Genomic DNA, 20,860 nt, shown 5'->3' with positions numbered 1-20,860 from the left:
TTTATTTATTTTATAAATGGATATAGGGATAATGACTAAAATAAAAAATACACCTAAAATCATTAAGGAAGAGGCACAGGAATGATCTTGTTTGATATATTTGATACTGTTTCAGCGGATATTTTAACATCATATAGATTTTTAATTTGCTCAGCGACGCTTCTTGTAGTCATTCCGCTTGCATAAAGAGCCAATATTTTATCTTCAATACCGGTTATATTTCTTTGATACTTAGGCAAAATTTTAGATTTAAATTTACCTTTTCTATCACGCGGTATGTTAAGAACTATTGTTCCAAGTTCGGATTTTACGGTCTTTTTAGAATGTCCATTTCTACTGTTTAGTGTTTGTTTTTCTGATACATCGTATTTGTCATATCCAAGTTGTGAAGTCAGCTCTGATTCTAATGCTTCTTGAAGGATGTCTCTAAACATGTCATTTACAGAAGCTAGAATCTCATTTGTACTTGTAAAATTTTGATCCTTGATATAATCTCTTAAAATCTCTTTAGAAATGTCTGACATAAGAATACTCCCCCTTAATATTTAATAATTAACTTACTTCAATTATTGCCAATAAGGAGTGTTTTTTATTCAGTATACATAGAATTATTCATTAATATTAATTTAATAGCTAAAGAAAGAAGGGCTACATAGGTCGAAATGTAAAATTAGTTATAAATATGGATTTTATTTCAAATGGATGATATAATAGTGAAAAGATTTAGCCCTGGATAGTACTATATAACCCCAGGTGATGACTTAATGAGTAATAAAAAAATTGAAGGAGAATATGAATTAATATTGAAGGAAGATGGGAGTGGTATAAATGAAGATATTTAAAGATAAAAAAACAAAGGATATTATATTTATTTGTATTACATTAATATCATTATTGGAATGGTATTTTGCCTACAAGATCGCCAATAAGTATGCGGGAATATACAACATTGGAATTTTTATTTTGTTTATAGGTCAACCAATTTACTATAAAGCGTTATTTAAAAACCAAAATGCTTATTTGAAATTAAAAATTATTGCGATTGGGCTAATATTATTTATTTCACCTTTAATAATTTACTATACTTTACCAAAATATACATACGATGAAGGAAAGCAAATTGTTCAGCGATATGTACATTCAAGTAGAAATACTGTGTTTATTGACATTTCTAAGGAGAAAGATACTGTGCCTCTAGTTAATAACCCAGAACAATTGTTTGTATCAAATAGAGCGTATTATTATGAAATCAAATCAACTATTGGTAATAAATATTTTATGGTTAATCCACTGACGGGGAAGGTAGTACAAATGCCAAAAGATTATTGGACAGTCGACGAAAAGTAACAAGTGGCTATAGGGTGAAATTAAAAAAGACCTATATGAATATATAAGTATTGGTTCAGATTAGAAAAGGTACTCTTATGGAGTGCCTTTTGTTTTTATCTAAAAATAATCTGTAAAATAGAAATGCGGAACGGATAGAGAAATTTAGTATAAAATGGTATAATCAAGTATACATGTTAAAATATTTAGGGGCTATATGAATTTGAAAGTAAGTTAACCCAATTGAGAGCAAAAATTATAAATATTGGAGTGATTTAAATGGAAACGAGCAAAATCGAATTTGCTACAAAAGCACTTATACTAAGAGATGGTAAGTATTTAGCATTACACAAGACTGGAGCAAAGCATGATTTTTATGAACTGCCAGGCGGTAGGATGGAGTTTGGAGAAACCGCAGAAGAAACTCTTATAAGAGAATTAAAGGAAGAAACAAATTTTGTTGTAGAGCCTATAAGATTATTAGATACCTGGAATTTTATTTCGAAAAATCATCAGATAACAGGGGTTATATATTTATGCAAAATAAAAGAGGGCGATTTTAAATTATCAGATGAACATGATAAGTATGAATGGCTTAAATTTAATGAGGTAAGCATTAACATGATGCATGAGATTTTTAAGGAGAGAATGGTAAATTGGGATATGAAAAAGATTGAAGAAGGTATGCGAATTATATGATAAAGCGATGTATTATGATATTTCCACATTTTGAAAATGAAGAGATTATAGATGATATAAGAAAAAAATATGATCCACTTGCAGAGTGTGTAAAACCTCATATTACCTTGGTGTTTCCTTTTGAAAGTGAAATAGATACAAATAAGCTAAAAGAGCATATAGAAATTATGGTGTTGGACATAAAAGCTTTTCATATTAGCCTTAGTGGAATTACTGCTTCCACCCTAGCAGGAAACTATCTATTTCTAAATATAAAAGAAGGTAATGCTCAAATAGTAGAGATACATAAAAGATTGTGTAAGGGGATTTTAAAAGAATTTTACCCGCAATGGTTAAAGGAGATAGATTTTTTGCCACATATGACTGTTGGTAGTATTAGTGATTTGGACGCTTTTGAAATGGCAGTAGAGGAAACCAAGAATATAGATGATGTATTTGGGACAGTTGTTAATACAATAAGTGTTGAAATTATTGATGAAAATGAAGATTCAATAATAGAATTAAACATTCCGCTAGGAGCATAAGACTTAGTGATAAGAAGGAGGTTAGATGGCTATTAAAAATATTATTCAGTCATGTAGAATAAGCGATCATAGAATTTATTTATAGCTATGGGTTTTGTAGAAGTAAATAGCAATGATAAGGAAAAAATATTTGAATTAAAGTTAAATTGAGTATTGTAGGGGGTAATAGTGTGAATAATGCTCCGAAATTAGAAAACTATAATATTATATTAAGGCAACCAATAGAAGAAGATATTGCTAGCCGTAAAAAGTTAGGACTAGATATGGAATGCGTTATAATGTGCGGTGGTAATATCAGTAAGCTAGGTGAATTCACCATAGATGAAGCTATGAAATGGTATGAAAGAATAATTCAACATCCATGTAAGTGGGTTATTGAGTATAATGGCAATTGTATTGGAATCGTTGGCCTTAGGCCATATAAAGAAGATAACAAAGCCAAATTATCTATTGAAATATATGACAACAACTTGTATGGCGCAGGGATTGGAACAAAGGTTACTAAAATGGTTTTAGATTATGCCTTTGAAGTTTTAGAATATCATAAGGTGTATTTAAGAGTCTTAGATTATAACGCAAGGGCAATAAGATGTTATGAAAAATGTGGATTTGTAAAAGAAGGAATAGACAGAGAAGGGGCATTAATTAATGATGTTTATTGTAATGATATTTATATAAGGCAGCCTAATTTTGCTGAATTAGACTTTATAGCGGAGTTATGGTCAGATGAAGAAACCATGAATGATGTTGGTGGAGTTGTAACCTTTCCAGCAGAAAGACGAGAATTTTGGTATAGGAAAATGGTAGATCCATCAGATGGAAAGAATTTTTACTGCCTAATATATAATAATGATGATATTCCAGTAGGAGAAGTAAGTTTTCATAGATTTGATGCAGAAGAGAAAAAGGCAGATTTCAATATAAAAATACAAAGTAAATATAGAGGCAAAGGATATGGTAAAGAAGCAATAAGTCTTCTCTTAAGTTACTATTTCTATGATTTCGGTGGACAAGTTATTTATGATGATGTGATAAATGAAAAAGGTCAAAAGGCTCTACAAAGCTTTGGGTTTAACATAGTATCAAGGTCTGATAGTGAGATTTTATTTAAAATGACCAAGGAAAGGTTTATTGAATTGCAAGGTGCGTATGGCTGTTAATAAAAAAATGATGGATGCTATTAAGGAAAACTTAATAGGGGAGAAGTATAAGATTATTTATGGAGGGTATGTATGGAAACTAAAGTATATGATTTAGGGACAGTGAAGGATAAAGAGTTAAAATTTGCCGTCATAGTTTCAAAGTACAAGGGTAAATTCGTCTACTGTAAGCATAAAGAAAGAGAAACTTGGGAAACGCCAGGAGGACATAGAGAATTAAATGAAGATATTAATGATACTGCAGCAAGGGAATTAAAAGAAGAAACTGGCGCAGTGAAATTTAATATGAAACCTATAGGTGATTACTTATGCAAGTATTTTGAAGGAAAAGAAGATTTTAATGAAAGCTATGGAAGATTATATTATGCAGAAATTGAAGAGTTGGAAGAACTACCTGATTTAGAAATTGGAGAAATTGCCTTATTTGATGATATGCCAGAGAATTTAACATACCCACAAATTCAACCTATTTTACTTGAATGGGCAGTAAAAGGGTTAAATACAAGAGAATTAATAAGCACCATCTCAAAAATAGTAGAAGAGCAGTGTAAGAGTAAAGATAATATATTTGGTTATGAAGGCTGGTCATGTCACATTGTTGGTGTAGTTAAATATGCTAAAATTTTGGCGAAAAGGTTGGGTGCTAACGAAGAGCTAGTTGAGATAGCAGCATTGCTACATGATTATGCAAGTGTAAAAGATAAAAACATGTATGAGCAGCATCATATATATGGAGCTATAGAAGCAGAGAGAATTCTTAAAGAGTTAGATTATCCAAAGGAAAAAATAGAAATTATAAAAGACTGCATCCTATGTCACAGGGGTAGCGTAAAAAAGCAGCAAAAAACTAAAGAAGCGGTATGTATAGCAAGTGCGGATGCAATGGCTCATATAGATCAGGTTCCATCATTATTACATCTGGCTTATCATAATAAAAAAATGGAGGTAAAAGAAGGTGCTGAGTGGGTAAGTGGAAAAATTGAAAGAAGCTGGAACAAATTGTGCCCAGAAGCAAAGGAGATTATGAAGAGAAAATATGAATGTGCTAAAGTGGTTTTGGAAGGGTGATTAAGATGGGACTAAATTTTACATTAAATTCACTATATATTTGTGTAAAAGATATGAATAGAGCAATTGATTTTTATGAGAAATTGCTTGAGCAATCTGTTGAAAAAAGGGATGAAGTATTTAGTAGTTTTAATATTGATGGCTTTAAGTTTTGCCTATTTGATAATAGTAAAGCCCAAGAAATGGTTAATTGGGGTGATAATTGTTTACCAAGTTTTCAGGTTAATGATATAGAAGCTTATTGCAGAATTTTATAGAGGAGATTTAATATGGATGAATGGTTTACAATTGAGGAAATTGATGATGAAACCTATGCAATAAGTGAATATGGACATTGGGAAAAAGTACACTCCTATTTACTAATAGGCGAAACATCTGCTCTTTTAATTGATACAGGGTTAGGGATAGGAAATATAAAAAAAGAAATTAATAAGTTGACAGAATTACCTGTGATAGTAGTCACAACTCATGTACATTGGGATCATATAGGTGGACACGCGTTGTTTAATATTATTTGTGTTCATAAAAATGATTCGGAATGGCTAAAAGCCGGTATTCCTGTTCCACTTAGTGTAATTAAGAAAAATGTAATGTCGGAGCCTTTTAGTAAGAATCCACCAGTCGAATTTAATATCGAGGATTATAAAATTTATACTGGAGATCCAACTAAAATATTGAATGACAACGATATTATAGATATTGGTTTAAGAAAAATCAGGGTTATACATACTCCGGGACACTCACCTGGGCATATTTGCCTTATAGAAGAGGAAAAGGGATATTTATATACAGGAGACTTGGTTTATAAAGGGAATTTATATGCATTCTATCCGAGTACAGACCCTATACTTTTCAAAAAATCTATTGATAAAATTAGTAGTTTAAAAGGAATATCAAAGGTATTGCCAGCGCATAATGAGCTGAATGTAAAAGTTGACTTAATAAGTAGTATTAAAAAGGCATTTGAAGATATAGAAGATAAAGGCATGTTAAAACAAGGAAATGGAATATTTCATTTTTGTGAATTCAGTATACATATATAAAGGAGGTGTGACGATTATGAGAATCTTGGTAGGACAGCCCATTCATGAAAAAAATGCTGATCAACTTGAAAAAGAAATAAAGAATAACCCAAATATTGATATGATTATATACCCAGAAGGATATTTAGTAGATGAAGATGCATTACTGGCCACATGTGAAATTGCTAAAAAATACAATAAAACTATTATAACAGGATATAAAAGTAAGGATAAGGATAGGGGATTAATTATAAATAGTTTAGGCGAAAAAGTATTAGATAGAGCAAAGACTCCAGAGGATGAAGAGCTATATAGCCCATCAGTTGTTGATAATGATGGATTAAGGATAGGCTATTTACTTTGTAGAGAAATACTAAAAGGCGGCGAAGGGTTAAAAATTGTAGGTGGAAGACTCGATTTTATAGCACATCCAATAGGTGTAGGGATGTTCAGTGAAAAGCAGTTTGAAGAATGGGTAGAGGTAGCAAAAAATATTGCAATAACCTATAAAACTACTATTATAGGAACAAGCCATGCGGATGGTTCATACAGAAATTGTGGAGTGTCAATTTCAATATCATATTGTATTGATGCTAGTGGTGAAATTGTTTTTATTTCAAAAGCAGATAAGAGAACACGAATTATAGACCTGTTAACAAAAAAAGTTGAAACTATTGATTAAGTAGCGTATTTGAATTATGCTAATGCCGAGATTAGGGGGATATTTATAGAGGTTACTCAATTATTTCACGGATATAAGCAAATTAGTATAGCGCAGAAGATAGATTTAAAACAAATTAGTAAATGGAATAAAAAGTGGGGGAATGAAATGAACTGGATTGGTATATTAGCAGTTTTAATGGGAGTAATTTATTTAACATATTCTGTTTTGTTTAGAGATAAAGTTAATTATTACAATAGAAGATTTAGTAGAAGAAACGAAATGACAATTATAAAATTAAGTGAATTTTTGAGGTTACAATTAAATTTTTCAATATTAAATTCCACATGCTGTATTATATCTGGAATGTTAATAATCATATTTAATCTTAATGGTTTATTTATTTTATTAGTAGCTATAGTATTCAGTCTAATGAATTTTTTATTAGTAGTAAAAAGTAAAATGAAAGGGTATGTAGACTATAAATATTAGTAGTAAAAAGTAAAATAAAAGATTATATATAATGAGGTGAAGAACATGATTGATTACAGTGAAATTATAAAAGAGAACTCTATCTTAGAATCAAACAGATTAATTTTAAGACCATTTTGTATAGAGGATGTAGATGATGTATTCTTATATACCAGTGATGATATTGTAACAAAATATTTGACATGGCCGTCATATAAGGATATATCACAAACTGAGGAAGTAGTAAAAAAAATTTATATAGGTAAAATTGGAGTTTTTGCAATTGAATTAAAATCAGAGCATAAATGTATTGGATGTATTGATTTAAGAGTATGTATTGAACATAATAAAGCAAATTTTGGGTATGTATTGAATAGAAAATATTGGAACAATAATTACATGTCAGAGGTGTTAAGTTTAATATTAGACCTTTCATTTTCAAAATTGGAATTGAATCGCATTGAAGCTACACATTATGTAGGAAATGAAGGCTCGGGTCGTGTTATGCAGAAATGTGGAATGAAATATGAAGGAACAGGTCTACAAGAAGTAAAGGTTAAAGGTACTTTCTATGACGTTGTTCATTATGCAATTTTACGAGAACATTGGATTAATCTAACACAAGTTCAAAACTTATAGAGAGATGCAAGGAGAATGGATTAATAGAAATACCCGCAGGTAAGATTAGAGAATTTGAAAATATATTTATTTGGTAAGGAGTTAAAAATGAAAAAATTGAGGTTATTGAATTTTATACCGTTATTGATGGCGGTACCATCAATAATTATTGGGGTGATAGCAATGTACACCAATAAAGTACCAATTGCTATTTTTGGTCAAAATATTTTTTATTTAGTATTAGCTGGAATAATTTCATACTTTATACTATTAAAAAAATCTAAAGTTAAAAATAATGCAATCACTAATACCACAACTATTGTAGTTGCAGTAATTCTTTTACTTCTAACTTTTATTAGTTCAGGAATAGAAGGAGTTCATAGATGGGTATCTGTTGGGCCAATTAAGTTTTACGTTGCAGTAATTGTACTGCCTATTATAATTATAGAACTATGGAAATTGTTACAAATAAGAGATTGGTGGTTTTCAGCTGCTATTACAATAGTTATAGCAATTTTACTTGCGATGCAACCAGATGCTTCTATGCTAACTGCATTTACTATCTCAATGATACTATTGTTATGGAATAAGATTAATAACAATATTTTTCGTTCTTGTATTGTAGTATTACTTTCTGCGTTGATTATTATTTCATGGGTATTTTTAGATGCATTACCACCGGTATCTTATGTTGAAAATATAGTTAGTTTGGTAGCGAATATGGGAATAATATGGCTTAGTTTAGGGTTTATTTCTCTTGTAATATTGCCACTGCCATTTATATTTTTTTCACCAAAAAAATATAAATTGTTATCAGTAAGCATTGGGATGTATTTTATAATTATTTTAATTTCTACTCTATTTGGAAATTTTCCAGTTCCATTGATGGGATACGGAGTTTCCCCTATAATAGGATATTTTATATCTATAACTTGGTTCGCAAAATCCAAAATTAATTCATAATGTTCATATAGTCTGAATTATTTACACATAAACCATCTATATTATTTGTTAAATATAGGGGGTTTATGCGTGTGAATTTATAAGCAATTATAGGTACAAAAAACAATCATTTTTGCATTTTGCACCTCATAACGGAACGAGTTGTTGAAAGTCAGCTTTTTTTAATGACATATATAGGATTATTATTATAGTATTTATGTAAATGGTACATAAGGCAAGGAAATATAAAAGCAGAAAGGATTTAGTAAATACTTGTAGAATAGATATAAGATTACAAATGAAAAGGCGGAAAATAAAGAAGTTTATTATAGAATTTTATAGAGGAGATTTTAAAATGGAAGTATTTTCAAAACCAGCAGTTGGTGGAATTATAATTAAAAATGAAAAAGGAATTGACTATATTTTGATTCAGGAGAGGTGCAAGGAGAATGGCGGGGCAGAGAACGGACTAATAGAAATACCTGCAGGGAAAATTAGAGAATTTGAAAATATATTTGATTGTTTAAGAAGAGAGATTTGGGAAGAAACGGGGCTTAAGGTCATTGAAATCCTAGGAGAAGATGAAGCTGTAATTAATAAATCAAATGGCTTCAAGGTTATAAATTATATTCCCTTTGCTTGTTCTCAAAATATAGAGGGTAATTATCCTATCATGGTTCAGTCTTTTATATGTAAAGTTTCGGGACAAATATTAGATAAAACAAATGAAAGTAAAAATATTAGATGGGTTTCCATAGATGAATTAAAAGACATGTTAGATAATAATGAAAATGGATTTTATCCAATGCATGTAGCTACATTAAAGAAATTTATAGGTAAGAGGTAGAAAAAAGAGTGAATACAAATATATATTTAGTACAATTAAAAATTAAAGGGGGTATAGATGAATAATATAGGAAAAAGAATAATGGTAATAGGTTCACCGGGTAGTGGCAAGAGTACATTTTCAAGAAAACTTGCAGGGGTAGTAGACCTCCCACTTATTCATCTTGATAAAGAGTTTTGGAATAATGGCTGGATTGAGACCCCGAAGGAAGACTGGGCAAAAAAACAAAAGTGTTTAATATTAGGCTGTGAATGGATAGTAGATGGTAATTATGGTGGTACCATGGATATTCGTCTTGAAAAAGCTGATACAGTAATTTGTTTTAAATTAAGTAGAATAGTATGTTTGCTGAGTTATTTTAAACGAGTTATAACAAACATAAATAAAGTAAGGCCAGATATGCCAGAGGGGTGCCCAGAGAAGATTGACTTTGAAATTATGAAATATATTTGGAACTTTCCTAAGGCATCAGGACAAGCAAATATAAGTAGACTCGAAAAAAGTAAAGATAAACAAATAATAGTGTTTAAAAATAGAAGGCAAGCAAAGCAGTATATTATAGAAATATCTAGTGGGAAAAAAGAAGAGGTAAATTGAAATAGTTTCAAAGTTTATAGGACCAAAGTTACTTTAAGTCTTGATGTATGCACTATCAATGTAAGAGAAAATTATGACATATATTTGAACCGGAAAGTGTGTTAGAATAGGGAATATAGAGCAAAAAGTTATTAATTGAGCAAATATTTATTAATGACATATTTAAAATAAGGAGGCAAGATACAATGGATTTAATAAAAGAAATATATGAAAAAGATATTGGTTACAATTACGAAAATATAAATATTTCATATAAGATTAGGAAAGCATCAAGATCAATTGTAGTAAATGATTCACAGAAAATAGCCTTATTATTTGTATCAAAGAATAACTATCACAAGCTACCAGGCGGAGGAATTGAAGCAGGTGAGGATATTAAAACTGCTTTAAATCGTGAAGTAATGGAAGAAGCTGGAGTTAATATTGATGTTTTAGGTGAAATTGGAACAATCATAGAATATAGAGATAAGCATGAATTATTACAAATATCATATTGCTATTATTCTGAGGTAAAAGGGGATATTAAAAAGCCATCATTTACAGAGGTCGAAAGAAATAGTGGTTTTCAACTAAAATGGGTGACCTTAGATGAAGCTATATCTATTCTTGAAAATGATGCACCAGATAATTATCTTGGGAGATTCATTCAGAGTAGAGATTTAATGTTTCTAAAGAGTGCCAAATGTCTTTTAAACAGTAGCAATATATAATAATTATTTGATATTATATATTATTTTATTATAGTCAGGGGATGGGTGAAAATTGAAAATATATATAACAAGACATGGAGCAACGGAGTGGAATAAAGAAGGTAGGATGCAGGGTTGGCAAGATTCAAATTTAACCGAAATAGGTGTTGATAACGCTAAAAAGCTAGGTGATAGTTTGCAATCTGTAGATTTTGATTATATTTATTGCAGTCCACTGGGGAGAGCTTTTGACACAGCAAAATACATTAGAGGAAATAAGGATACTGAGATAATTAAAATTGAAGATTTAAAAGAAATGGGATTTGGTATATGGGAAGGTATGGACCATGAAAAAGTAAAAGAGCTATATCCTACCCAGCAGTTTAATTTCTGGAGCAAGCCTCAATTGTATGAACCTATAGATGGAGAAAGCTTCCATGAATTGATTCACAGGGTAAAAAAAGCATTATATGATATTATAAATAATACTACTGGTGAAAATATTTTAATAGTAACCCATACAGCTGTAATAAAGGCAATATATTCAATAATCAAGAATTATTCTATTGAGGATTTTTGGAGTAAACCCTTTATGTATGATACATGTTTAACAGTACTGGAAGTGGAAGATAAGAAAATTGAAATTATTTTAGAGGCGGATATTTCACATTTAGATTAGAATATGTTTAGTGCGAATAATATAAAGAATTTTAAGGGAATCCATTTTAGGATTCCCTTAGTTTAAGATTAAGGCATTAAGGGAAGCCTAGAAAGTTTTACGGTGGGTGTATTTAATGAAAATAATGATATAGTTGGATATGGCGGATGCAAAAAAAATGGGATGGCTATGATTTGTCAATTCTAGATTTATACAATGCAATGTAATAATCAATAATTATACCTAATCCAATACCAATAGCATAGGCTAATAAGTCAGTATATAAAAATACATATCCTAATACCAATCCACCCAAAGTTGTTCTTCTCATATTATCTATCCAAATAGCATGATACAATTGGCTTAATTCAATAATATAGCAAAATGATATTCCCATCAATGCAATTAACTTTGTTTTCGTACCCTTAAAAATAAAACCAAAAGCAAGAAAAACCATTAATGCCCACAGAGCATCACCCAAATATGTATTCAAAAAATCTGGTATGACAGTAGCCGTCTTTCTCGAACATAATCCTAAAATAATTACAATTATTATCATGAATCCATAAAATAGCCTATTGCGTTTATAAATCATATTTAACCTCATTCCAAATTATTCTTTTAATTTCCTATTTTTTCTTCTCACAATTTTTGTTATTTAGCTAATCTATGCTGCGCTTCAAATTGCTTAGTACCTCTATTAACTATAATTATAGCATGTTGTAAAGTTTGTTTACGTAAATTCCAATGAAGTTTGCATCGCAAGGTAAAATTTCCATACTTTATATGATTGAAGAAATTGGAGAAGCAATTGCAATAATAAAAAAATAAAATAAAAAATACCTTTACATTTCCTCCAAATGGTGATAATATAACTTTAATTTAATAAATCAATTAATTCTCATCAAGAGAGGTAGAGGGACTGGCCCTATGACACCTCGGCAACCGTCAGATATCATTCGTCTGAAAAGGTGCTAATTCCTGCGCTAAGTTCCTTAGAACTTGGCGGAAGATGAGAGAGGTGCCTTGTAATTTTATACCTCTTTCATCATTTATACTGATGGGAGAGGTTTTTTGTTTTTAAAATAAGTTTGAAATAAAATTTAATATTGTCTTATCAAGAGAGGTGGAGGGACTGGCCCTATGAAACCCGACAACCAGTATCATATATGATACATGGTGTTAAATCCTGCAGTATTGCTGCAAGATAAGAATAAGTTTGGCATTAGAGCCCAAGTTTATTCTTGGGTTCTATTTTTTTTAGGAAAATAATTTCGAGTAGCGATAATTGCAATGAAAAAAGTAATAAATTATGAAGAGGAGATGAGATTTTATGATTAAAGTTTGTGACGTAAGTAAAAGTTTTTCCAATGACAAAGTATTAAATAGTGTTTCTTTTACAGTGGATAAAGGCGATATTTATGGAGTGATTGGTCACAGTGGTGCTGGCAAATCCACTTTACTTAGATGTTTTAATGGGCTTGAATCCTATGATACAGGTAGCATTAATATAATGGGAAAAGAAGTAAAGCAGTTAAGTTCAAAAGAGCTTAGGGAATTTAGAAAAAATGTAGGTATTATATTTCAAAGCTTCAATTTGATTAACAGAAAAAATGTTTTTGAAAATATAGCGTTTCCACTGGAAGTATGGGGAACTGATAAAAACCTTATTAAAGAAAGAGTAGATAGCTTAATAGAATTAGTTGGACTTAATGATAAAGTAAATAGCAATATACGCGAACTTAGCGGAGGACAAAAGCAAAGAGTTGGAATTGCAAGAGCCTTGGCACTTAATCCAAAAATATTACTTTGTGATGAAGCTACCTCTGCATTAGATCCTAAAACTACAAAATCTATATTGGAGCTTTTAAGAGATATCAATAACAAATTTAATATAACAATTATTGTGGTTACACATCAAATGGAGGTGGTAAAAGAGATTTGTAATAAATTTATTCTTTTAGAAGGAGGTGAGATTAAAAGTAGCGGTATTACAGATGAATTATTTATTAGACCAACAAGTGAAATGAAAACACTTATAGGAGAGGAAGAATTATTACCTAGTACAGGGCATAATATTAAAATATTTTTTCCGAAAGAAATTAGCCAGAGTTGCGTAATAACTTCCATAGCCAGGGAGTTAAATATAGATTTTTCAATAGTATGGGGCAGGCTTGAAAAATTCAGAGATAATGTAATGGGAAGTCTTATAATAAATGCAAGTGATGAAAATAGGGAAAAAATATTAAAATATTTAGATGGAAAATCTATAGAATGGGAGCTTATTAATTATTTATTGAAGAAGGATGAATATAAGGAGGGGGGAATATAAATGCTATTTAAAGATGTTTTACTACCTGCACTTTTAGACACAATATATATGGTAGGGGTGTCTACAATTTTTACAGTGATTTTAGGGTTTATAACAGCCGTGGGACTTATTATAAGTAGTCCTAAAGGGCTAAGACCAAATGTTCTAATTTATAAAAGCTTAAACTTAGTAGTAAATATACTTCGTTCTTTTCCGTTTATTATATTAATGATATCTATATTCCCTTTAACCAAACTTATTGTTGGAACAACCATAGGTACGAATGCAGCTATAGTTCCATTAACTCTAGGAGCAGCTCCTTTTGCCGCAAGAATAATAGAATCTGCACTACTGGAGGTTGATTACGGAATCATTGAAGCGGCTAAATCTGTTGGTGCAAAAACCTATCAAATTATATTTAAGGTTATGGTAAAAGAGGCGATGCCATCTATAGTTCTTGGAGTTACGTTAACTATAATAAATATTATAGGTTACTCAGCTATGGCTGGGACAATTGGTGGCGGCGGCCTGGGAGATGTAGCAGTAAAATATGGCTACTATAGATTTAAAACAGACATTATGATATACACTGTTATTATTTTAATTGTAGTTGTGCAAATTATTCAAGCCTTAGGAAATTTATTGTACAGAAAAATGATTAGATAAATCTTAAATTATACAAATGCGAGGGGGATAACAATTAATAATTGTTATCTACACCACAGAAATACGAGGGGGAAAATTAAAAATGAAAAAAATATTAAGCGTATTATTAACAATAGTTGTGATCTTAACAGTAAGTGGTTGTGGAGCAAAAAAAGAAGTGGCTGCACCTGCAAAGGTAGCACCTGAGAAAAAAATCATAAAAGTAGGTGCCACGCCTGTGCCTCATAAAGAGATATTAGAGGTAGTAAAGCCAATCCTTGCAAAAGAAGGATATACACTTGAAATAGTAGAATTTACTGACTATGTAACACCAAACACTTCACTAGCTGAAGGACAACTAGATGCTAATTTCTTTCAACATGTACCTTATTTGCAATCTTTTAGTAAAGAAAAAAATCTAAAACTTGATTATACTGTAAAGGTTCATCTAGAACCTATGGGCGTGTATTCTAGTAAATATAAAAAACTCAGTGATTTAAAAGATGGGGCTGAAATAGCTATTCCAAGTGATCCTACAAATGGAGCAAGAGCACTTAGAGTACTTGAAAATGCTGGACTCATAAAATTAAAAAGTGGTGAACTTATTTCAAAACTTGATATTACGGAAAATTTAAAAAAACTTAAAATAACTGAACTAGATGCTCCTCAACTTCCAAGGATATTAAAAGATGTGGACGCAGCAGTTATAAATTCAAATTTTGCTATAGAGGCTAAATTAAATCCAGAAGCGGATTCACTAGCAATTGAATCAAAAGATTCTCCTTATGCAAATGTGCTTGCAGTTAGAAGTGAAGATAAAACTAAACCTTATATACAGGCACTTTCAAAGGCTTTAAATTCTCCAGAAGTTAAAAAATTTATTGAAGATAAATATAAAGGAAATATAATTCCAGCATTTTAGGCACCAGATAAGAAATAAAGTGCCACCTACGTGGCACTTTATAATTTAGATACAAGGTAAACTCACTTTCAAGTGTGAACTCACTTTTAAGTGGCAAGTTTTTTTAAAATAAGATGCCTTAAAAGAGGAAAGCTATATCATTTATAGAATACTTTAGTATACACAATTATCTTCTCTTCGGAGAAAGAAGGAGGCATTTTATGAAAATGTTAAAAGGTACAAAAACAGCTGAAAATCTAATGAAATCATTCGCAGGTGAATCACAAGCTAGGAATAGATATACTTATTATGCGTCTGTAGCGAAAAAAGAGGGATATGTACAAATATCTAATATATTCACAGAAACAGCAGGCAATGAAAAAGAGCATGCTGAAAGATTTTTTAAATTTTTAAGCACAAGTTTAAATGGAGAAGTGGTAGAAATCAATGCTACATATCCTGTAGGACTATCAGATACTAAGTCAAATTTATTATGGGCAGCAAATGGAGAAAAGGAAGAATGGTCAGAACTTTATCCAGAATTTGCAAGAGTTGCTGAGGAAGAAGGATTTGCTGATGTTGCTTTTGTTTATAGAAAAATTATTGAGGTTGAAAAGCATCATGACGAAAGATATAGACAACTATTAAGCAATATAGAAAATAATTCAGTATTCAATAAAGATACAGTAGTTAATTGGAAATGTATCAACTGTGGTTATATTTTTGAGGGAAAAAGTGCTCCAGAAATATGCCCAGCCTGTGCACATCCAAAAGCATATTTTGAGGTATTAGCTGAAAATTATTAATATAAAGTAGATATAAGAATGGGAAATGGATTATTAATAAGATAATCCATTTCCCATTATTTTATTTATAAAATGATTATTAATTTCTAAATTGATTTTAAATAAAACAGTGAAATTATACAACTTGGTAATTTCCATGTGGATGGCACTTTATTTTGGTAAACTATCAATGTATTCTACCATTTTAGATTGATTCTCTACTAATATTTTTTGATTTTGAATTAATATATCCATTTTCTTATGCAAATCTTGAATTATTAATTCAGATTTAAGATTTATTTTATAATCATTTGTTGATTTTATCCTATCTTTATCTTCCTGTCTATTCTGGCTCATCATGATTACAGGGGCCTGTATAGCGGCAGTGCAAGACAGTACTAGATTAAGAAGTATAAATGGAAACGGGTCAAATAAATTTTTGAACATGGAATTTAATACTATCCATATTGCTATAATTGATAATGCAATTATTATAAAACTCCAGCTTCCTACTGATGCAGCTATTTTATCAGCCATTTTATTTCCGAAAGTAAGAGTCTGTGCATGAGCAATCACGTTATCTTTGGATATTTTATTTCCAATTAATTCATGTAGTAGTTCTTCTTCAATATCGTTAAAAATTTCTCCTTGTTCTAATATTTCATTTACGATTTTTTCGGTATCTGATTTTTCTTTTTCATTTTCCATGTAAATATCCCTCCTTATATAACTTTAAAATGTATATACAATTTGATTTAAAATAAAAATACGTTATTGTCCATGACTTTATTTAAGTTATTATACTATACTTCCCGTTTTATAAATAGGTGGTTAATTTGGTTGGCACTTTTTTTCAAAAGCGGTTGACAAAAGGATCACTTAGGAATACTATACTTATATACCCATATGGATATATACTATATTATTATTTGCTTTAAAGGATGTGAAACGGATGGAAAAATTATTGAACTTATTTAAAGTGTTATCTGATGAAACACGTATGAGAATTTTGGTGCTTCTATATCATAAAAAACTTTGTGTATGCCAAATTCAAGGAATACTAGAAGAAGGTCAGCCTAAAATTTCAAAGCATTTAGGTAAACTTCGGGATATGGGCTTTGTAAAAGATGAAAGACAAGAACAATTTATATACTATTACATAGATAAGGATAATGGGCTTCTTAAAGACATATTAGAGAAAATAATCACAAATTTAGAAGATTACGATACCATAAAAAAAGATTTAAAAAACCTTCAAAAGGGTGATGAGTATACAGAAATGTTTAAAAATAAATGCAATCCTAATAGTTAAAGATATATTTTTGGAAAATAATGAACAATTGAGAAGGTATGATTTAATTTCACAATATAAATGAAAAAAATATTATGCAGGTAGGTGACAAGAATGAATGTAATATCACAAATATTTAGTTGGATAAATAATGAGATTTTAAAAATGACTTGGCTCTCAAATCTTATTAAGGGACTTGTAGAAAATGTATTTGGGTTATCAATTAAAGAAAGATTAGGTGGAAGTGTACATTTTTTCATTTATGACACCATAAAAATATTTATATTGTTATCAGTATTGATTTTCCTTATATCCTATATCCAAAGTTATTTTCCACCAGAAAGAACAAAAAAACTTCTTGGAAATATTAAGGGTATCAAGGGAAATATACTAGGGGCATTACTTGGAACAATTACACCTTTTTGTAGTTGCTCTAGTATTCCAATATTTATTGGATTTAACGCAGCAGGACTACCCCTTGGAATAACTTTTTCTTTTCTTATATCTTCACCACTAGTAGATTTGGCATCATTATTAATTTTAATGTCTTTCTTTGGTGCGAAAATTGCTATAGCCTACGTTGTTGTAGGACTAATTTTAGCAGTAGTAGGTGGAAGCATTATTGATAAATTAGGGCTTGAAAAGTATGTAGAAGGTTATGTGAAAGAGATAGAAAATGTGGATGCAGAAATAATTGGGATGACAAGAAATGAACGAATATCTTATTCAAAGGAGCAAGTTAAAGATGTATTTCATAAGGTTTGGCTATATGTTTTAATAGGGGTGGGTATTGGAGCTGCAATTCACAATTGGATACCCCAATCAATAATAGAAACTGTAGTTGGAAATAACAATCCATTTGCAGTATTACTAGCTACTGCCGTTGGCATACCAATGTATGCTGACATATTCGGAACCTTACCAATAGCAGAAGCGTTATTTGGTAAAGGTGTAGGAATTGGTACAGTATTATCATTTATGATGGCAGTAACTGCTCTTTCACTTCCATCAATAATTATGCTTAGTAAGGTTGTTAAACCTAAATTATTAGCCATATTTGTGGCTATAGTTGCAACAGGTATAGTTATAATAGGATATTTATTTAATGCGTTTTCATTTTTATTAGTTTAACAACATTTCAGCATCGCAGATGATGATTTAGTACTAGAAAAATATAATAAAATTGTGCTCTACATTCGCACAATAATATAAATTTAGGGGGATAACAATTAATAGTTGGTATCTACCAAAGGGATATATATATAAGGAGGATTTATTATGATAATTAAAGTTTTAGGTTCAGGATGTTCAAGTTGCAAGAAATTAGAGGAAAACACAAGAAAGGCAGTAGAGGAGTTAGGCATTGAGGCAACTATAGAGAAAGTTGAAGACTTTAAACAAATAATGGCTTATGGAGTTATGAAAACCCCTGCTCTTGTAGTTGATGAAAAAGTTAAGATAATGGGAAGAGTGCCCTCAGCTGAGGAAATTAAGAAATATTTATAATTAAACCACCAAAGTAAAGGAGGATTATTTTATGAAGCCAAAGGTAGCGTTTATATGTGTTCACAATTCTTGTAGGTCACAGATGGCAGAAGCACTGGGAGTGATGTTTGGCTCAGAGGTGTTTGAAGCGTACTCAGCAGGTACTGAAACTAAGCCTCAAATTAACCAAGATGCGGTGAGAATAATAAAGGATTTATATAAAATAGACATGAATGAAACTCACACATCTAAATTAATTCAAGATATACCACAAGCTGATATTGTAATAAAAATGGGCTGTAATGTAGTTTGTCCAATACTGGCTCACAGGCATGAAGAAGATTGGGGATTAGATGACCCTACTGGAAAATCTGATGACGAATTTATAAAGACAGCAAGAATAATTGAAGAAAAAATAAAGGATCTAAAGAAAAGAATTGAAAATAATGAAATTGATTTAAGTGGAGAAGTGGTGTGGTAGTGTATTGCGAAAGATTGTGTAAATGTAAACTTCAAGACTTATGTAATAATAAAATAGAAACATAATTTATTGGCATTATAAATGTAAAATTATTGTGAAATTAAGGGGTGATTAATTATGAGTCAAGCTAAAAAATCGGATATGGGATTTTTCCAAAGGTACTTAACAGTTTGGGTGGCAATTTGTATGGTAGTAGGCGTGCTTATTGGAAAGTTTATTCCACAAATTCCAGAATTCCTAAATCAGTTTGAATATGCCAAGGTTTCCATTCCCACTGCTATACTTATTTGGGTAATGATTTATCCTATGATGATGAAGGTAGATTTCGAAAGCATTAAGAATGTTAGGAAGGAGCCAAAGGGTTTGTATATAACCTGGATAACAAATTGGCTTATAAAACCATTTACTATGTATGCAATATCTTCATTTTTCTTTTTTGTTGTATTCAAAGCATTTATCGCACCAGAACTAGCTACTCAATATCTTGCAGGAACTATATTGCTAGGAGCGGCTCCCTGTACTGCTATGGTATTTGTTTGGAGTTCTCTTACAAAAGGTAATCCAGCTTATACCGTTGTGCAAGTAGCCACCAATGATTTAATAATACTGGTTGCATTTATACCCATAGTGAAACTATTATTAGGCGTTAGCAACATTGCTGTTCCCTTGCGTACACTTATTTTATCAGTAGTTTTATTTGTTGTTATTCCTCTAGCTTTCGGAATTTTGACCAGAGTTATGATGACGAAGAAAAGAGGCCTAGAATATTTTGAAAATACCTTCCTCCACAAGTTTGATAATGCAACTACTGTTGGGTTACTACTTATGTTGGTATTGTTATTCTCATTCCAAGGTGAAACCATTTTAAACAATCCACTACACATTTTATTGATTGCAGTGCCACTAACTATTCAAACATTTTTGATTTTCTTTATTGCTTATTTAACAGGTAGAAAGCTAAAACTAACACATGATATTGCAGCACCTGCTGGAATGATTGGAGCATCAAATTTTTTTGAATTATCAGTTGCCGTTGCTATTGCGCTGTTCGGTATGGACTCTCCTGCAGCTCTCGCTACAGTGGTAGGGGTATTAACTGAAGTGCCAGTAATGCTGATTCTTGTAAAAATAGCAAACAAGACTAGTAATTGGTTTCCACAGCCAGTAGCTCATAATAAAAAATAATTAAGAGTATTAAATATATTAAAGATGCTAAAAGTATTAAAGTAATAAAATGATTGGAGAGATTAATAATGAAAAAAATGCAAATATTTGAAAAAGCAATGTGTTGTTCAACAGGACTTTGTGGAGTAGGGGTTGATCCTGAGCTTCTTAGGGTTTCAACTGTCCTTAATGCATTAAAAAAGAATGGCGTTGAGGTGCAGAGATTTAACCTATCAAGTTCACCACAGGAGTTTGTGGATAATAAAGTAGTGAATAATTTCATAAAGGAAAAGGGTATTGATGATCTACCGGTTACTATCTTAGACGGTGAAATTGTGTTAGTAGGAAGATATCCAACAAATGAAGAATTAATGAAATTTTTAAATGTAGAAGTGAGTTTTTTAGGCGAAAAACCTAAAAGTTTTAAAATAAAAGCGGCTCCTAAATCAGGAGGATGTGGTTGTGGCAACGGTGACTGCTGTTAATACTATAATTAGAGTTTATAAAAATTAAAA

28 protein-coding genes and 2 riboswitches are annotated in these 20,860 nt (G+C 30.7%); of the genes, 25 read left to right on the top strand and 3 right to left on the bottom strand.

Going from position 1 to position 20,860, the window contains the following annotated elements:
- Window positions 1-62: 62 nt before the first annotated feature.
- On the bottom strand, window positions 63-524 hold the full coding sequence (locus tag G9F71_RS22280) for a transposase (protein WP_164950659.1): 462 nt from the start codon (window positions 522-524) through the stop codon (window positions 63-65).
- Between the two features lie 304 nt (window positions 525-828).
- Here G9F71_RS22280 and G9F71_RS22275 point away from each other — a divergent pair, with 304 nt between their 5' ends.
- The 15 genes from G9F71_RS22275 to G9F71_RS22200 all read left to right on the top strand — a co-directional run bounded on the left by G9F71_RS22275 (window position 829) and on the right by G9F71_RS22200 (window position 11,303).
- The gene (locus G9F71_RS22275) at window positions 829-1,347 is read left to right on the top strand and encodes a hypothetical protein (protein ID WP_164946713.1); all 519 of its coding nucleotides are present in this window, start codon (window positions 829-831) and stop codon (window positions 1,345-1,347) included.
- Between the two features lie 258 nt (window positions 1,348-1,605).
- A complete protein-coding gene (locus G9F71_RS22270) occupies window positions 1,606-2,025 on the top strand; it encodes an NUDIX hydrolase (protein WP_164946712.1) in 420 nt (139 codons plus the stop codon).
- A 14-nt stretch (window positions 2,026-2,039) separates the two neighbouring features.
- The gene (locus G9F71_RS22265) at window positions 2,040-2,549 is read left to right on the top strand and encodes a 2'-5' RNA ligase family protein (protein WP_224626553.1); all 510 of its coding nucleotides are present in this window, start codon (window positions 2,040-2,042) and stop codon (window positions 2,547-2,549) included.
- Between the two features lie 170 nt (window positions 2,550-2,719).
- Entirely contained in the window at window positions 2,720-3,709 is a 990-nt protein-coding gene (locus tag G9F71_RS22260) for a GNAT family N-acetyltransferase (RefSeq protein ID WP_164950661.1), read from the top strand.
- Between the two features lie 72 nt (window positions 3,710-3,781).
- A complete protein-coding gene (locus G9F71_RS27665; RefSeq protein ID WP_164946708.1) occupies window positions 3,782-4,777 on the top strand; it encodes an HD domain-containing protein in 996 nt (331 codons plus the stop codon).
- 5 nt (window positions 4,778-4,782) lie between these two features.
- Entirely contained in the window at window positions 4,783-5,034 is a 252-nt protein-coding gene (locus tag G9F71_RS22245; protein WP_164950662.1) for a VOC family protein, read from the top strand.
- Between the two features lie 12 nt (window positions 5,035-5,046).
- Window positions 5,047-5,820 (top strand): MBL fold metallo-hydrolase, encoded by a 774-nt coding sequence (locus G9F71_RS22240; RefSeq protein ID WP_164950663.1) that lies wholly within the window; start codon window positions 5,047-5,049, stop codon window positions 5,818-5,820.
- A gap of 16 nt (window positions 5,821-5,836) precedes the next feature.
- Window positions 5,837-6,481 (top strand): hypothetical protein, encoded by a 645-nt coding sequence (locus G9F71_RS22235; RefSeq protein WP_164950664.1) that lies wholly within the window; start codon window positions 5,837-5,839, stop codon window positions 6,479-6,481.
- Between the two features lie 9 nt (window positions 6,482-6,490).
- Window positions 6,491-6,952 (top strand): hypothetical protein, encoded by a 462-nt coding sequence (locus tag G9F71_RS22230; protein WP_224626549.1) that lies wholly within the window; start codon window positions 6,491-6,493, stop codon window positions 6,950-6,952.
- A gap of 45 nt (window positions 6,953-6,997) precedes the next feature.
- Window positions 6,998-7,570 (top strand): GNAT family N-acetyltransferase, encoded by a 573-nt coding sequence (locus G9F71_RS22225; RefSeq protein WP_164950665.1) that lies wholly within the window; start codon window positions 6,998-7,000, stop codon window positions 7,568-7,570.
- A gap of 87 nt (window positions 7,571-7,657) precedes the next feature.
- Window positions 7,658-8,512 (top strand): cell division protein, encoded by an 855-nt coding sequence (locus G9F71_RS22220; RefSeq protein ID WP_164950666.1) that lies wholly within the window; start codon window positions 7,658-7,660, stop codon window positions 8,510-8,512.
- A 334-nt stretch (window positions 8,513-8,846) separates the two neighbouring features.
- Window positions 8,847-9,338, top strand: a complete 492-nt coding sequence (locus G9F71_RS22215; RefSeq protein ID WP_164950667.1) for an NUDIX hydrolase — start codon at window positions 8,847-8,849, stop codon at window positions 9,336-9,338.
- Between the two features lie 57 nt (window positions 9,339-9,395).
- The gene (locus G9F71_RS22210) at window positions 9,396-9,935 is read left to right on the top strand and encodes a DNA topology modulation protein (RefSeq protein WP_164950668.1); all 540 of its coding nucleotides are present in this window, start codon (window positions 9,396-9,398) and stop codon (window positions 9,933-9,935) included.
- A 185-nt stretch (window positions 9,936-10,120) separates the two neighbouring features.
- Window positions 10,121-10,645, top strand: coding sequence for an NUDIX domain-containing protein (locus G9F71_RS22205; RefSeq protein WP_164950669.1), 525 nt, complete (start codon window positions 10,121-10,123; stop codon window positions 10,643-10,645).
- A gap of 52 nt (window positions 10,646-10,697) precedes the next feature.
- Window positions 10,698-11,303, top strand: a complete 606-nt coding sequence (locus G9F71_RS22200) for a histidine phosphatase family protein (protein WP_164950670.1) — start codon at window positions 10,698-10,700, stop codon at window positions 11,301-11,303.
- Between the two features lie 166 nt (window positions 11,304-11,469).
- Here the strand turns inward: G9F71_RS22200 and G9F71_RS22195 are convergent, their stop codons facing one another.
- Complete coding sequence (locus tag G9F71_RS22195) at window positions 11,470-11,877, bottom strand: DUF2809 domain-containing protein (protein WP_164950671.1); 408 nt, start codon at window positions 11,875-11,877, stop codon at window positions 11,470-11,472.
- A 303-nt stretch (window positions 11,878-12,180) separates the two neighbouring features.
- Window positions 12,181-12,301: riboswitch (SAM riboswitch) on the top strand.
- A gap of 92 nt (window positions 12,302-12,393) precedes the next feature.
- Window positions 12,394-12,496: riboswitch (SAM riboswitch) on the top strand.
- Window positions 12,497-12,615: 119 nt separating this feature from the next.
- Here G9F71_RS22195 and G9F71_RS22190 point away from each other — a divergent pair.
- The 4 genes from G9F71_RS22190 (at window position 12,616) to rbr (ending at window position 15,945) form a co-directional block, all read left to right on the top strand.
- Complete coding sequence (locus G9F71_RS22190; protein WP_164950672.1) at window positions 12,616-13,614, top strand: methionine ABC transporter ATP-binding protein; 999 nt, start codon at window positions 12,616-12,618, stop codon at window positions 13,612-13,614.
- Window positions 13,615-14,259 (top strand): methionine ABC transporter permease, encoded by a 645-nt coding sequence (locus tag G9F71_RS22185; protein WP_164950673.1) that lies wholly within the window; start codon window positions 13,615-13,617, stop codon window positions 14,257-14,259.
- A gap of 82 nt (window positions 14,260-14,341) precedes the next feature.
- Window positions 14,342-15,160, top strand: coding sequence for a MetQ/NlpA family ABC transporter substrate-binding protein (locus G9F71_RS22180; protein ID WP_164950674.1), 819 nt, complete (start codon window positions 14,342-14,344; stop codon window positions 15,158-15,160).
- A gap of 200 nt (window positions 15,161-15,360) precedes the next feature.
- Window positions 15,361-15,945 carry a rubrerythrin gene (rbr, locus tag G9F71_RS22175; RefSeq protein ID WP_164946695.1) on the top strand — a complete coding sequence of 195 codons (585 nt, stop codon included), beginning with the start codon at window positions 15,361-15,363 and terminating at the stop codon, window positions 15,943-15,945.
- Between the two features lie 150 nt (window positions 15,946-16,095).
- Here rbr and G9F71_RS22170 read toward each other — a convergent pair whose 3' ends face one another.
- Window positions 16,096-16,632 (bottom strand): DUF1003 domain-containing protein, encoded by a 537-nt coding sequence (locus tag G9F71_RS22170; RefSeq protein WP_125002489.1) that lies wholly within the window; start codon window positions 16,630-16,632, stop codon window positions 16,096-16,098.
- A 244-nt stretch (window positions 16,633-16,876) separates the two neighbouring features.
- Here G9F71_RS22170 and G9F71_RS22165 point away from each other — a divergent pair, with 244 nt between their 5' ends.
- The 6 genes from G9F71_RS22165 (at window position 16,877) to arsD (ending at window position 20,830) form a co-directional block, all read left to right on the top strand.
- Window positions 16,877-17,236: an ArsR/SmtB family transcription factor gene (locus tag G9F71_RS22165; protein WP_164950675.1), complete on the top strand. Its 360-nt coding sequence runs from the start codon at window positions 16,877-16,879 to the stop codon at window positions 17,234-17,236.
- A gap of 93 nt (window positions 17,237-17,329) precedes the next feature.
- Entirely contained in the window at window positions 17,330-18,346 is a 1,017-nt protein-coding gene (locus tag G9F71_RS22160) for a permease (protein ID WP_125002485.1), read from the top strand.
- 147 nt (window positions 18,347-18,493) lie between these two features.
- Window positions 18,494-18,721, top strand: coding sequence for a thioredoxin family protein (locus G9F71_RS22155; protein WP_164946691.1), 228 nt, complete (start codon window positions 18,494-18,496; stop codon window positions 18,719-18,721).
- Between the two features lie 31 nt (window positions 18,722-18,752).
- Window positions 18,753-19,181 carry an arsenate reductase ArsC gene (locus G9F71_RS22150; protein WP_164950676.1) on the top strand — a complete coding sequence of 143 codons (429 nt, stop codon included), beginning with the start codon at window positions 18,753-18,755 and terminating at the stop codon, window positions 19,179-19,181.
- 117 nt (window positions 19,182-19,298) lie between these two features.
- Entirely contained in the window at window positions 19,299-20,366 is a 1,068-nt protein-coding gene (gene arsB / locus G9F71_RS22145) for an ACR3 family arsenite efflux transporter (protein WP_164950677.1), read from the top strand.
- 68 nt (window positions 20,367-20,434) lie between these two features.
- Complete coding sequence (gene arsD, locus G9F71_RS22140) at window positions 20,435-20,830, top strand: arsenite efflux transporter metallochaperone ArsD (protein WP_164950678.1); 396 nt, start codon at window positions 20,435-20,437, stop codon at window positions 20,828-20,830.
- Window positions 20,831-20,860 lie beyond the last annotated feature (30 nt).

Source organism: Clostridium sp. FP2 (assembly GCF_011065955.2).
In the GTDB taxonomy this organism is placed as follows: Bacteria; Bacillota; Clostridia; order Clostridiales; family Clostridiaceae; genus Clostridium_AD; species Clostridium_AD tagluense.
The sequence above is the reverse complement of the archived record's forward strand: the minus strand, read 5'-3'. Positions and strand labels throughout refer to the sequence as shown.